The 13,100-nt window shown below is 61.4% G+C and carries 10 protein-coding genes; 5 read left to right on the plus strand and 5 right to left on the minus strand.

Annotated features, from left to right (window positions below):
• Window position 1 precedes the first annotated feature (1 nt).
• Window positions 2-1,387, minus strand: a complete 1,386-nt coding sequence (locus tag BLS41_RS07910) for an undecaprenyl-phosphate glucose phosphotransferase (protein ID WP_074763795.1) — start codon at window positions 1,385-1,387, stop codon at window positions 2-4.
• 35 nt (window positions 1,388-1,422) lie between these two features.
• On the minus strand, window positions 1,423-2,157 hold the full coding sequence (locus BLS41_RS07915) for a Crp/Fnr family transcriptional regulator (protein ID WP_074763796.1): 735 nt from the start codon (window positions 2,155-2,157) through the stop codon (window positions 1,423-1,425).
• A 2,085-nt stretch (window positions 2,158-4,242) separates the two neighbouring features.
• On the opposite strand from BLS41_RS07915, the gene BLS41_RS07920 reads away from it, so the two are divergent.
• From BLS41_RS07920 to lepB, 5 genes are all read left to right on the plus strand, one after another.
• Entirely contained in the window at window positions 4,243-4,776 is a 534-nt protein-coding gene (locus BLS41_RS07920) for a GNAT family N-acetyltransferase (RefSeq protein ID WP_074763797.1), read from the plus strand.
• 614 nt (window positions 4,777-5,390) lie between these two features.
• On the plus strand, window positions 5,391-6,989 hold the full coding sequence (locus BLS41_RS07925) for a mannose-1-phosphate guanylyltransferase/mannose-6-phosphate isomerase (protein ID WP_074763798.1): 1,599 nt from the start codon (window positions 5,391-5,393) through the stop codon (window positions 6,987-6,989).
• Window positions 6,990-7,476: 487 nt separating this feature from the next.
• Window positions 7,477-8,196, plus strand: coding sequence for a FadR/GntR family transcriptional regulator (locus tag BLS41_RS07930; protein WP_074763799.1), 720 nt, complete (start codon window positions 7,477-7,479; stop codon window positions 8,194-8,196).
• Window positions 8,197-8,330: 134 nt separating this feature from the next.
• Window positions 8,331-9,338 (plus strand): Gfo/Idh/MocA family protein, encoded by a 1,008-nt coding sequence (locus BLS41_RS07935; protein WP_253189668.1) that lies wholly within the window; start codon window positions 8,331-8,333, stop codon window positions 9,336-9,338.
• A 170-nt stretch (window positions 9,339-9,508) separates the two neighbouring features.
• Window positions 9,509-10,207, plus strand: coding sequence for a signal peptidase I (gene lepB, locus BLS41_RS07940; protein WP_074763801.1), 699 nt, complete (start codon window positions 9,509-9,511; stop codon window positions 10,205-10,207).
• Between the two features lie 52 nt (window positions 10,208-10,259).
• Here lepB and BLS41_RS07945 read toward each other — a convergent pair whose 3' ends face one another.
• The 3 genes from BLS41_RS07945 to BLS41_RS07955 form a co-directional block, all read right to left on the minus strand.
• Complete coding sequence (locus tag BLS41_RS07945) at window positions 10,260-10,919, minus strand: amino acid ABC transporter permease (RefSeq protein ID WP_074763802.1); 660 nt, start codon at window positions 10,917-10,919, stop codon at window positions 10,260-10,262.
• 157 nt (window positions 10,920-11,076) lie between these two features.
• Window positions 11,077-11,871, minus strand: a complete 795-nt coding sequence (locus BLS41_RS07950; RefSeq protein WP_074763803.1) for a cystine ABC transporter substrate-binding protein — start codon at window positions 11,869-11,871, stop codon at window positions 11,077-11,079.
• Between the two features lie 141 nt (window positions 11,872-12,012).
• Window positions 12,013-13,035, minus strand: a complete 1,023-nt coding sequence (locus tag BLS41_RS07955) for a quinone-dependent dihydroorotate dehydrogenase (RefSeq protein ID WP_074766367.1) — start codon at window positions 13,033-13,035, stop codon at window positions 12,013-12,015.
• Between the last annotated feature and the right edge of the window lie 65 nt (window positions 13,036-13,100).

Below are 13,100 nucleotides of genomic sequence, written 5' to 3' on the forward strand. Positions count from 1 at the left end.
GTCAGAACGCGTTGCGTCCAATAAACCCTTTGAAGATCGTAATGAACACAATCTTCATATCGAACCAGAACGACCAGTTGTGAATGTAGAAGAGGTCGAACTTGACGCGCGCTTCCATTTTTTCGACCTTGGTGGTGGCGCCGCGATAGCCGTTCACCTGGGCCCAGCCGGTGATGCCTGGCTTGATCCGGTAGCGGTACATGTAGCCGTACACCTGGTCTTTATAGAGGTCGTCGTGTTCGACTGCATGCGGACGCGGACCGACCACCGACATCTGCCCGAGCAGCACGTTCAGAAACTGCGGCAGTTCGTCGAGACTGGTGCGCCGCATGAAGGCGCCGAGTTTCGTCACGCGCGAATCGTTGCGCGTGGCCTGCGTGATCTGGCCGTGTGCTTCGTGATGCACGCTCATCGAGCGGAATTTGTAGATGCCGAACGGCTGGCCGTCCACGCCTTTGCGTGTCTGCCGGAAAAACACGGGTCCCGGCGACGTGAGTTTGATACCGATAGCCAGCACGATGAACACGGGCGCGAGCGCAAGCAGCGCGAACGCCGCGAACAGGCGGTCGAACATCAGCTTCGGCCACATTTGCGGGGGCGAGAACGGCGTCGCGCTGAGGTTCAGCGTCGGCAAACCGACCACGTCGACCACCGTGTGATTGAACAGCGAGAGGCTGCGAATATCGGGGATAAAGCGCAGATTCACGAAGTCGTGCCGGAAGGTGCGCGTGAAGCGGTAAATCGTATGTTCTTCCGATAGCGGCAGCGCGAGCCACACTTCGTTCACGCGTTCGTTGCGTATCTTGTTCGCGAATGCATCGAGATCGGTCAGCACAGGCAACCGGTTCAGACGCGGACCGTAACTAGCTGCGCCTTCGATACTGGTGTCGAACACGCACACCGGTTTGAAGCCGGCTTGCGGCGCATGTTCGAGATGCGCGAGCAGCGTGCGCGAAAATCCCGGCGCGCCAACAATCGCGACGGTGCGTGAATTCATCCCGCGTCGACGGACGCTGCGCAGCGCCACATGGACGACGCACTTCGCGGCGACGATCAATGCACCGGAGATCAGCGTGGAGTAGCCGAACCACAGCCGCGACACGGCATCCATTCGATGCAGCGTGAACGCCAGCACCAACGCGGTAGCGACCACCACCATCCACGCGGCGGCGACGCGCGCCAGCATCGGGGCGAGCGCTTTGCCGCGCCATGTGTCATAGACGCCGAAGCCCGGAAACAGCAGCAACACGAGCACGCAGTTAAACGCAATCAGAAGTCGCTCGGTATCCGACAACGCGATGGGCGTCGAAAAACGCATCCAGTGAGCGATCAGGCCTCCCGCAATCACGAAGAGTGCGTCGAGGCATCGCGCAGTATTCCTGAACATAGCTGACTTTACCCAGTAGTCGGACGGACCTGTGCTTATTCGACGGTTTCAGCCTGACGCAGACGCGGCAGCAGGCGGTCGAATTCGCGCTTGACGAGGCCATAGCATTCGCATGCGCGCGCTTCGAGGCCCTTGCGGTCGAGTACCTTGATATGGCCGCGGCTATGGTGAATCAGGCCTTCGTCGTGCAGCTTGCCGGCGGCTTCGGTAATGCCTTCGCGGCGCACGCCGAGCATGTCGGCGATCAGTTGCTGGGTCACGGTCAGATCGTTCGATGCGACGCGATCCACTTCGATCAGCAGCCAGCGGCACAGCTGCTTGTTCAGCGCGTGGTGGCGATTGCAGGCAGCCGTTTGTGCGACCTGGGTGAGGAGAGCGTGCATGTACAGCAGCATCAGGCGGCGCAGGAAGTCGGAGCGGCCGAATTGCTGCTTGAGCGCCTGTGCGCTCATCCGGTACGCGAAGCCGGCGCATTGCACCTGGACGCGGTTCGGCATGGTTTCGCCGCCGGTGAGCACGGGTACGCCCGTCATGCCTTCACGGCCGACGGCGGCGATTTCGACCGAGCTGCCGTCTTCCATCGTCGACAGCATCGAGATAATGGCGGTAGTCGGGAAATAGACGTGGTGAATTCGTTGGCCGGAGTCGCACAGCAATTGCTCGGTGCGCAGATGAACCAGTTCGAGATGAGGAGCTAGCGCTTGCCATTCATGAGACGGCAAAGCGCCGAGCAAATGGTTACCGTGCAGATCTGATTGAAGTGTCAACATGATCGGTCCTCGCGTGAAAGTCGCGGTGTGCGTGACTTTCTGATTTTTTGATCCGATGCCTGCATCCGCTGATAACAGCACGCTGCCTGGCGAGCAGCTAAATGATGAACAGGACCGGCCCCGTATTGGCCTTGGTGCGCCGCCGCTTGTTTTGAGGATCCGGCTTGCGGTGACGCTGCGTTGCGCTTGGGTATTAGCGAGGAGTGTGCCAACGGCAGGGAAAACGAGCACTGGTGCGGCGCAGCGAACCAGGACCGGGCTCCGCGAGAAGCGAAATGACGCTTTTTGTTTCATATCTGTACAACGACCGTTTGAACAGTCCGCGTTTCGCGGGCCATTTTTATCCGGCTCAAGTCCTTGACGGGATTGGCTTTGCCGCTGCTGGACGGGGTCTTCGGGGGCTTGCGGGAGCGTTGCATGATGCCTTCAAAGCCCCTTTTCAAGCGATGTCCGGGATGTGCCGGAAATGATTCAGATGTGTTCAACCCCCTCTGTGCGATGCCGAACCGAACCTGTTTTTGCAGAGGAAAGCGTCGCGTCGAATCCAACAGTGATTCTGCAGACCAGACAGTTTGACCGTTGTGATGCGAGTTGAGGCCTGCGTTGACTATGCGGGTAGGTCGAAGCGGACGGCGGCCCCGAATAGTGGCGGATAAGGCAGCGGCGGTCGGTAGTTTATTCGTCATACCGCGTCTGTTTTATTGGCATTTAAATGTTGGAGTCGATGTGCGCGCAACGATTCGTTTGTGAGAAGTTGGGCGTTTGCCGTCAGATCAATCCTCGCAGGCACAGTTGAGCCGTGCTTACCCCGAAATATCAGTTGAGGCCGCTGGTAGTCGAAAACGGCCATACCTATCGAGAGTTGCATAGCGGACCTGGGTTCTCACGCCAATATGCGAGCGCAGCATTGCGAACGTCGCGTCTCGCGGAGATGGGTGCGTATCTCACGCAGCAGAAGGGGCCTGACGTGGGCAGGTATCTCGCTCGCCATTCATGTGCGCTTGCAAGATCGTGACGCGTCTGGTTGCCGGCGTGAACGGATCGGTAACTTGCTCATAGTCGAAATTCGCCATCGGGAAGTGTTGCTTCAGAGTGTGTGCCGAAGAAGGCTCCGCGCAGAAAATGTATCGGACTAGAACACCCTGATGCCGGTCGTGCGAAGTACGCTCGTCGCGGGTCGGGGTAATCGCGTGAGCACGTGATTCAACAGGGTTTCGACGATGATGGATCTCGACATAGCCACGTCATAAACGTGAGGTTCGAACTCACTCGGTGTGCGTGCCGTCATCGATTTCGATGCGGGAAAAGACGGCTGAAAACCCACAGATTGAGACGTCGCGCGTTCGCCATCGAATCGCAATGTCAGAGGATATAAAGTGAGCGCTGTTCTAAGGGTTGGTGAATAGCTTTGATGACGCGCTATTCCTGTTGCGCGTAGTTCGGTGTCCATGCATCGAGCCATTTGACGTACGAATAAACTCGCTGCAATTCAAGGTCCCACCGCGCGTTGCGAACGCATGCCGATACGCAAAATGTAGCGGGAATGAAACGACCGCTTCCGCATTTTCGAAGTGATTAGTGAAGCTCGGTCTACACGGTTATGCGCACGCCAACGATAAGAGCAATCGAAGCGAATAGTCTGCACATTGGCACTCGCAAAATGCACCGCTTGCAGCTACGAAAAATGTATAGCGTTTTATCGCCAATGTTGGCGGCTATGAGCGTCCGTCGAACAAAAGCCGCAACGCAATCTTCAGATGGACCCTCGCCGATAATGGCAGCCATCGAATCGACGTATTCTCTCGGCGAGCAACAGAAGTGTTTTATATAAATCACGAAAAGCCCTTCAAATAGCGGCGTTTTATAACAAACACGCTGCGGTTATCGATCGTGGAAATGAAACTTCCCTCGATAAATCACACGCGCGATTTATCAAACTCCAGCATCAGTGCGAAAGCGCACGGAAATACGCGCGTCACAGGACGTACCGTGTAGCCATCACAACGGCCGGCATGTTGAGCCAGGCCATCGAGGTTGGCGTGGGTCTGTCCGCCGTGCTGAACTAATTGACCGCTGGGGAATGCGATGAACTGGAAAACGCTGGAATTCGATCAGCTTTCGGCGCGCGAGCTGTATCTGATTTTGCGGGCGCGCAGTGCGGTGTTCGTGGTCGAACAATCGCATGTGTGCCTCGACGCGGATGGCCGCGATGAAAACGCGCTGCATGTGTTCGCTGTCGAGGACATGGCGCGTCCCATGCCGATTCTCGCGTACGCACGTGTGCAGCCCGGCGACGCCGAAGATCCCGAAATCACCATCGACAAAGTGTTGACGAGTCCGCTGCGGCGCGGCGACGGCACTGCCGAGTTGCTGGTCGAACGTGTGCTTGAGGCCATCGCTCAGCGTTGGCCCGGACATGCCGCGCGTGTCAGCGCGCCGCTCGGTTTGCGCACGTTCTACGAGCAATTCGGTTTTCGTAAGACGGAAGGGCCGTACCTCGAGCATGGCGTGCCGTTCATCGGACTCACGCGTCAGGTGCGCAGCAGTCAGCCGCGATTTGCCGCGTTGCGACGGGCGCGCGAAGGGGCGTCGCTCGTGAATACGTTCGAACTGCTGTGAGCGTGTGTACAGATTGGCGGTACTGATTGTTTTCAGCCAGGCCGGAGAATCACGTGATTCGCTGTGCCTGTCATCGTTGTAGTTGTTCTGCACGTTCCCTGGGATTGATCCAGATACACCCAGGCAAGCGGGTTGCGTGTTCGATTGCGACCCGCTGATTCGGCCTCGTCTGCGGGCCATTTTTTCCTGACGCCGTCAATGCGGCGCTTCGCAGATTTCGTCAACGGTTTGTGTAGCCGGCAAGCCCCGATCATCGATACATCGTCGCGCCATTTTCATGCGCGGCATCGACCAGGATCGGGACGGCGGCACGTAGCGGGCAACGACGAATCCTCCAACACTACTGCATTGTGTTTGTCCAGCGACGCTGCCAGAACAGCGCGGACAACCTGACACAGGCCGGCTGATGAAGCGGTGTGGCGTCCGGCTGTCACAAAGGCGAGTACATCGCCGCCAGGATGGGAGACAGCGACGCCAGGTGGTTCAATCCATCGCTCACCAATCGTTTGCCGTTTGCCGCCTTGACCGACCTTCGCGGATTGGAGGGTGGCGCACGCGCATCGCTCGCTTCACCCATACGACAAGATCAGACCAGATTGAACAGGGACTCACTCATGAATCGCATCGTGGAACCAGGCAATCCGCTCGCTTCGGGCGCGGGCATCAACGAAACGCCGACGCGTTTATCCGTGCAGCCGGCGATTCTCGCCGGCGGCGCGAGTTCGCGGTTGTGGCCGCTGTCGCGTGAACGCAATCCGAAACAGCTGATCGATCTGATGGGCGATGAAACGCTGCTCCAGGCGACCTTGCGTCGTCTCGATGCCGCGTTCGTGGTGGCGGCGCACAGTGCGGCGGCGCCTGGTGCCGCGCCCGCATCGATCGCGATGAACACGCCGCTGATCGTGTGCTGCGAGGACCTGCGCCTGCAAACGCTCGACTGTCTCGAGAAGTGCGGACGTTCCGCGCGGATGGTGCTCGAACCGGCGGCGCGCAACACCGCGCCCGCGTTGACGATTGCGGCGCTGGCGGCGCGGGCGTCGGCGGCGGAGGGCGACGACCCGCTCATCGTCGCGTTGCCGTCGGATCATCTGATCGTCGATCACGCGGCCTTCGGTGCGGCGCTCGCCGAGGCGCAGGTGCACGCGGCGCGCGGCGCGATCGTCACGCTCGGCGTGCCGCCGCATCGCGCGGCAACGGGGTATGGCTATATCCGCACGGGTACGGCGCTGGGCGCGCACGGTGCGCGAACCATCGAACGGTTCGTCGAGAAGCCCGATGCGGAACTTGCCGAGCGTTATGTCGCGTCCGGCGAGTACTGGTGGAATAGCGGCATGTTCGTGGTGCGCGCGTCCGTGTGGCTGGCGGCGATCGAGTTGTGCCGCCCGGTAATCGCGGCGACATGTGCGCAAGCGTTCGAGCACGCCACGGTGGACGGCGACGGTTCAGTGCATCTCGCGCGCGATCCATTCGCCGCGTGCCCGTCCGATTCGATCGACTATGCAGTGATGGAGCGCATCGGCGCCGACGCGCGCCTCGTCGGTGTCGCGGTGCCGCTCGTCGCCGGATGGTCGGATGTGGGCGCGTGGGACTCCGTATGGGACGCCTCGACCAAGGACGCCGACGGCAACGTCGCGCGAGGCCGCGTGGTGTTCACCGGATCGTCCGGCAGCTTCGCGCATTCGGAGGGACGGCTGGTCGCGTGTGTGGGCGTGAAGGGCGTGGTGGTGGTCGAGACCGCCGATGCAGTGCTGGTCGCTGCCAAGGACCGTGTGCAGGACGTCAAGGCGATCGTCGGCCGTCTGCGGGCGCAGCGCAGTGCCGAAGCACAGGAACAACGCAAGGTCTCGCGGCCGTGGGGTTATTACGATTCGCTCGAACACGGAGAGCGCTTCCAGGTGAAGCGGATCGTCGTCAAGCCGGGCGGACGTCTTTCGTTGCAGATGCATCATCATCGCGCCGAGCACTGGATTGTGGTGCGCGGCACGGCGCTCGTCACGCGCGGTGAAGAGCAGTTCCTGCTGTCGGAGAATCAGTCGGCGTTCATTCCGCTCGGCGTCACGCACCGGCTCGAAAACCCCGGCAAGACGCCGCTGGAATTGATCGAGGTGCAGTCGGGCACCTACCTCGGCGAGGACGACATCGTGCGCTTCGACGATCAGTATGGGCGTGGCGACCAGCCAGGCGGCGACGTGGGCAACAGCGCGTCGCACTGAAGTCGCGGGTTGACGCTGCAAGTCGACACTGTAAGTCGACACACCACCCAGGCCACATCACCCAGGCCCAACGTTTCTTGCGCCCTCAACGGAAATGGACTTCGGTCCGGCAACCTTGAGGGCGCTTCCACAATCGTGAGTCACGATGACTTCGCGCGAATCTTCCTCTTCGTTTTTTCCCCGGCCCACCACGACGAGAGCGACACGGATCAGACAATTCGTGTCGCTACGTGCGTATTCGCACAATGCAAATTTTGGAACGCAGGCACGCTTGAGACGCAAGCTTATGGCCCATCAGGACATGCGGCGTTACACAGAAGAAACAATTCTCCAGAGGGATAACCCTGTCAGGTCGTTTCCCACTGGCGCATCCGTTTTGAAGCTAGCAACGTATCGTAGAAGAACGCATCACGCATAAGAAAACGACACGCAAGGGCCGTTTCATCAACAGGCTACGCGGGGGAAACACCGCTTCGGGGAGAGTGTCATGGAACAGGCAAATAAAGATCGATCGTTGGTGAGCAAGGTGATGGATGGCTTGGTCACCGGGATCGTCGAAGAGAAGTACGGCGCCATACTGCCACCGCAGGATGTGTTGTCGAAGGAGTTCGATGTCAGCCGCACCGTCATGCGCGAGGCGCTGTCGATGCTGCTCGCGCGCGACATGCTCGACGTGCGGCCGAAGATCGGCACGCGCATCCGGCCCATGAGCGACTGGCGCATGATCGACGAGGACGTTGTGAACTGGCGTTTTCGCGCCAAGCCCGATCCGTTGTTCCTGCGCGACGTGATCGAGTTTCGCATCCTGATCGAACCGCGCGCGTCGGCCCAGGCGGCAGCCCGCGGCAGTGCGGCGGATATCGCGGCGATTCGCGACGCGTTCGAGGCGTTCCGCGCGATCCGCCCGGGCGACGCCGGCTATCAGGAAGCCGATGAGCTGTTCCATACGCGCATCGTCGTGGCGAGCGGCAATCAGTTTTTCAAGCAGATGGCGGCAATCATTCGCGGCGCGTTGTCGACCACCAATCCGATCGTCACCGATAAGGACGGCATGTGGGAAACCGCGGTGAATTCGCATCGGCGTGTGGTCGAAGCGATCGAACGGCGCGATCCGAAGGAAGCCGAAATCGCGTCGCTTGCAATGATCGACTACACGGCGGAAGAGGTGGGCGGCACGTTTTCCGCGGAGCCGCCCGCGCACGGTTGAGCGGCGCCTTTACCGCGACGGTGTGCGGTTGGCGAGACCAGGCAGGAAGGACGGCGTGAGCCTATGTCCACGCAGCGGCGTGCGGCATGCGCGACAATAGCGCCTGTTCTGAACTGCATGGACTCGAAGACACGATGACAATCGCACCGCAGGAAAACCCGTCGGATCGCGTGATCCGCTGGGGGATCGTCGGCACGGGCCGGATTGCCCGGCGCTTTGCACAAGGCCTCGCTCATGTGCCGCACGCGCGGATCACCGCGCTGTGGTCGCGTCGCGCGGAACCGGCCAAAGCGTTCGCCGAGGAGTTTGGCGGCGAGGCCTGCGAGGTCTGCGCCGATTTCGACGCGCTGCTCGCCAGCGGCATCGACGCGCTTTATATCGCCACCGTCCAGGACAGTCACGCCGCGTACGCCATCGCCGCGTTGCAGGCCGGTTTGCACGTGCTGTGCGAGAAACCCGCCACCATCAATCAGCCGCAACTCGAGCGTGTGCTCGACGCTGCGCGCGCATCGCAGCGGCTCTTCATGGAAGCGATGAAGCCGCCGTTTTATCCGCTCTACAGAAAGTTGCGCCAGCATCTGACCGACCAGCCGATCGGCGAGGTAGGACTCGTGCGCGCCGGTTGTTCGGTGCCGGGCGTGCCGGACGATCATCCTTCGTTGTCGTTCGAGCATGCGGGCGGCGCGCTGCTCGATATCGGCGTCTACGAAATGTTCCTCGCAGTGGACTGGCTCGGCGCACCGCTCGACGTGCAGACGCTCGGACGGCTCGGCGCGACCGGTGTCGACACGTTCGCGAGTCTGAACAGTCAGCATGAGCGGGGCATCGCGCAGCTTTTCTGCGGACTCGATCTGCACGGCAAGGGCGACGCACTGTTAATGGCGACGGACGGCCACGTGACGATTCACGAGCCGTGGTGGAATCCGTCACGCGCGACGATCCGTTATAAGGACGGACGCACGGTCGAACTCGACGAGCCGTTCGAAGGCGGCGGCCTCAACTACGAAACGGCGCACTTCTGCGAGCTGATTCGCGCGGGTGAGGTGGAAAGCCCGGTCATGCCGCATAGCAAGTCGCTGCAGATGATCGCGATGGCGGATGCGGCGCGTGCGGCGCTCGGACTCAGGTTCGCGGGGGAGTGAGCGGCGCTGCGCTGCCGCGCCTGCGTGCGCTTGTGTGCGTCCCCTGGAGCCCGCCCCGGAGCCGTAGCTAGACGCGCGGTGATACGATTTACGTGGGCATGCGAACGCGAAAACCGCGCAGCATGCCCGCCGCTTTTGAATACTTTTTACTGGAACGGGAGCCGCTTGCCATGCGCATAGCCGGGAAATTGTGGCGCGAGAATAAAAGCCTCGTCGCGTTTATCTTTCTGATGGTGCTGTTTCGCAGCGCCGTGGCCGACTGGAACGTCGTGCCGAGCGGCTCGATGTTGCCGACCATTCGCGAAGGCGACCGGATTCTGGTCGACAAGATGGCCTACGATCTGCGCGTGCCGCTCACGCACATCACGATCGCGCATTTACACGATCCGCAGCGCGGCGACATCGTCACGATCGATTCGTCGGCCGCGCACGAGTTGCTGGTCAAGCGATTGATTGGCTTGCCCGGCGATGTTGTCGCGATGCGCGACAACGTGCTGTACGTGAACGGCCTGCGCGCCGATTATCGACCGCTGAAACTGACGCCGCTGCCGGGCGACGCGGCGTCACCCGGCGAGTATCTGACCGAGCATTTCGGCGACGTTGCGCATACCGTGCGCCTGTCGGTCGTGGCGCCGAGTCCGCGCGATTCGTTCGGCCCGGTCACGGTGCCGCAAGGCGAGTATCTGATGCTCGGCGACAACCGCGATAACAGCGCGGATTCGCGCTATTTCGGCTTCTTTCCGCGGAACGAGTTGATGGGACGCACGCGTCACGTCGCTTTTTCGCTCGACCCGGATCACTACTACGAGCCGCGTTTCGAGCGTTTTGGTGCGTCTCTGGACGGGCAGTCGAAGGTGGCGAGCCGCTAGGTCGAAGCGGCCCGGTGCCGGTGAGTGACGGTGGGTACGCCGAAGAGTCTGCTCAGTGCCGCGACGGCAAAGCAAGCCGTCGCTCATACCAGCGCTGCACCCATTCCAGCACCTGGCACAGCACCCAGTACACGGCGGCGGCCGCCAGATAAAGCGGCAGCGGCTGATACGTCGACGCGATGATTTCCTGCGCGCTGCGCAGCAGTTCGGTCACGGTAATCACCGACACGAGCGAGGTGTCCTTGATCAGGCTGATCAGACTGTTCGACAGACTCGGCACTGCAATGCGCAACGCCTGCGGCGCGATCACATAGCGCAGCGTCTGACGGCGCGACAGGCCGAGGCTATACGCGGCCAGCCACTGGCCGTCGTGAATCCCGAGAATCGCGCCGCGCATGCTCTCCGACAGATACGCCGCGACATTCGCCGACAGCGCGATCACGCCGGCGGGCGTTGGGTCGAGCGAAATACCGAAACTCGGCAAGCCGTAATAAATCACGAAAATCTGCACCAGCAGCGGCGTGCCGCGCATCACGCTCACGTAGATACGCGAAAGCCAGTTCAGCGGACGGCTGTGGCTGACGCCCATCAACGCGAGCACGGCGCCGGCGATCAGGCCGAAGAACATCGACAGAACCGCGAACTTGACCGTCAGGAGAGCGCCCTGCGCGAGCACAGGGAGCGATTGGACGAGCAGGGAGGTGGTGGACATGAGCGGAGATCGAATTGGCGCGCAAAGCGCACATCATAAACTTTGGCGCGGATAAAGCGTGGGTTGGCGGGGTGGGGGCTTACCTGATATTCAAGCTTGCAAAAGCACAAAGGGCGGCATCGTTGACGATGCCGCCCTTTGCTTCATCCCACGAGTCTTACTTGATCGGCTTGCTGACGTCGATACCGAACCACTTGTCCGAGATCTTCGCGAACGTGCCATCGGCTTCCAGTTGGGTCATTGCGTCGTCGATTGCCTTGGCGAACTTCGGATTGCCCTTCTTGAACGGAATGCCCGACGGATTGCCCGGACCGACGTTCGAGCCGGTGCGCAACGGCAATTGCGAGTTCTTCAGCAGGTACGCGAGCATCAGGCGGTCGTTGAGCGCCGCATCCAGACGACCGGCGGCCAGATCGCGCAGATATTCAGGCGCGCCCGGATACGTCTTCACGTCGATGCCCGGCACCGACTTCGCCATATCCATGTAGTTCGTGCCCAGACCGACGCCGAGCTTCTTGCCCTTCAGGTCGTCGAGCGTCTTGAAGTCGCGCGTATCGTCCTTGCGCTGGATCAGTTGCGCGGCCGAATACGTGTAAGCCGGCGAGAAATCGAGCACCTGCTTGCGCGCGTCGGTAATGCCGACCTGGTTGACGATCACGTCGAACTTGCCCGCCTGCAGACCGGCGATGATGCCGCTCCACTCGGTCGTGACGAACTCCGGCTTCACGCCGAGCTTCGCCGCCACGGCCTTGGCGATGTCGACGTCGTAGCCGACCAGTTCGCCCGACGGCGCTTTCGAATTGAACGGCGGGAAGGTGCCTTCCAGGCCGATACGCAGCGTGCCGCGCTGCTTGACCTGATCGAGCAGGTCGTCGGCGTGCGCGGTGACGGCGGTGAACGACGCGCCGATCAGACCGGCGACGAGAATCTTTTTCAGCAGGCCAAATTTCATCGTGTTCCTTTGTTGTTCGTCTGGCGTTTTAACGGACGAGAGCATAACAAACGAGACTATCGAAACGTAAATACCGTTTGTTTATGTCTATATTCCTTGCAAGCCGCATAAGTCTCCCGACCTGGGCGGCTGTACCGCAGCCTAGCGCAGCGCCTGCGCGCATTCGGCGACCAGCGTCGGTCCGCGATAGATAAACCCAGTATAGAGCTGCACCAGCGCGGCGCCGGCCGCGAGCTTCGCGCGCGCGTCTTCGCCCGAAAAGATTCCGCCGACGCCGATGATCGGCACCGTGTCGCCGACTTCCGCGCGCAGCTTGCGGATCACCTCGTTCGACGCATCGAACACTGGCTTGCCCGACAGGCCGCCCGCTTCGTCGCCGTGTTGCATGCCGGTGACGGCCGTGCGCGACAGCGTGGTGTTGGTGGCGATCACGCCTTCGAATTTGTGACGCAGCAACGTGTCGGCAATCGACTTGATCTGCTCGTCGTCGAGATCCGGCGCGATTTTCAGCGCGAGCGGCACCAGCTTGCCGTGCATGTCGGCGAGGCGCTGCTGCTTGTCCTTGAGCGCGGCGAGCAGCGCATCCAGCTCGCCCGCGCCTTGCAACTGGCGCAGATTCTTCGTATTCGGCGACGAAATGTTGACCGTCACGTAGCTCGCGAACGGGTAAACGCGTTCGAGACAGTACAGATAGTCTTCGGCGGCGCGCTCGATCGGCGTGTCGGCGTTCTTGCCGATGTTCAGCCCGAGCGTGCCGCGATAGCGCGCGGCCTGGACGTTCTTCACGAACTGGTCGACGCCCGCGTTGTTAAACCCCATCCGGTTGATGATGCCGCCCGCCTCCGGCAGACGGAACATGCGCGGACGCGGGTTGCCCGGCTGTGCGCGCGGCGTGACGGTGCCGACTTCGATAAAGCCGAAGCCGAGCGCCGCCAGCCCGTCGATGCAGGCGCCGTCCTTATCGAGGCCCGCGGCGAGCCCGACCGGATTGCGGAACGTCAGCCCCATCACGGTACGCGGCGAATCCGGCACGCGCGGCGCGAACGCGCCTGCGAGGCCGGTACGGCCGGCGGCGCCGAGCATACGCAAGGTGAGGTGATGAGCGTCTTCCGCGTCCATGCGAAAGAGTTGGGCGCGTACGAGCGGGTAGAGGGAACTGAACACGGGACGAAGCCGGGCGGCCGAAAAATGGGAACCCGCCATTTTACCGGCTTTGGCGCGGTAATGAG

This window comes from Paraburkholderia fungorum (assembly GCF_900099835.1).
GTDB lineage: Bacteria > Pseudomonadota > Gammaproteobacteria > Burkholderiales > Burkholderiaceae > Paraburkholderia > Paraburkholderia fungorum_A.

Bases quoted from the DNA above. Each gene is read 5' to 3' on its own strand.
- BLS41_RS07910 (WP_074763795.1), bottom strand. From the start codon at position 1,387: ATGTTCAGGAATACTGCGCGATGCCTCGACGCACTCTTCGTGATTGCG.
- BLS41_RS07915 (WP_074763796.1), bottom strand. From the start codon at position 2,157: ATGTTGACACTTCAATCAGATCTGCACGGTAACCATTTGCTCGGCGCT.
- BLS41_RS07920 (WP_074763797.1), top strand. From the start codon at position 4,243: ATGAACTGGAAAACGCTGGAATTCGATCAGCTTTCGGCGCGCGAGCTG.
- BLS41_RS07925 (WP_074763798.1), top strand. From the start codon at position 5,391: ATGAATCGCATCGTGGAACCAGGCAATCCGCTCGCTTCGGGCGCGGGC.
- BLS41_RS07930 (WP_074763799.1), top strand. From the start codon at position 7,477: ATGGAACAGGCAAATAAAGATCGATCGTTGGTGAGCAAGGTGATGGAT.
- BLS41_RS07935 (WP_253189668.1), top strand. From the start codon at position 8,331: ATGACAATCGCACCGCAGGAAAACCCGTCGGATCGCGTGATCCGCTGG.
- lepB (WP_074763801.1), top strand. From the start codon at position 9,509: ATGCGCATAGCCGGGAAATTGTGGCGCGAGAATAAAAGCCTCGTCGCG.
- BLS41_RS07945 (WP_074763802.1), bottom strand. From the start codon at position 10,919: ATGTCCACCACCTCCCTGCTCGTCCAATCGCTCCCTGTGCTCGCGCAG.
- BLS41_RS07950 (WP_074763803.1), bottom strand. From the start codon at position 11,871: ATGAAATTTGGCCTGCTGAAAAAGATTCTCGTCGCCGGTCTGATCGGC.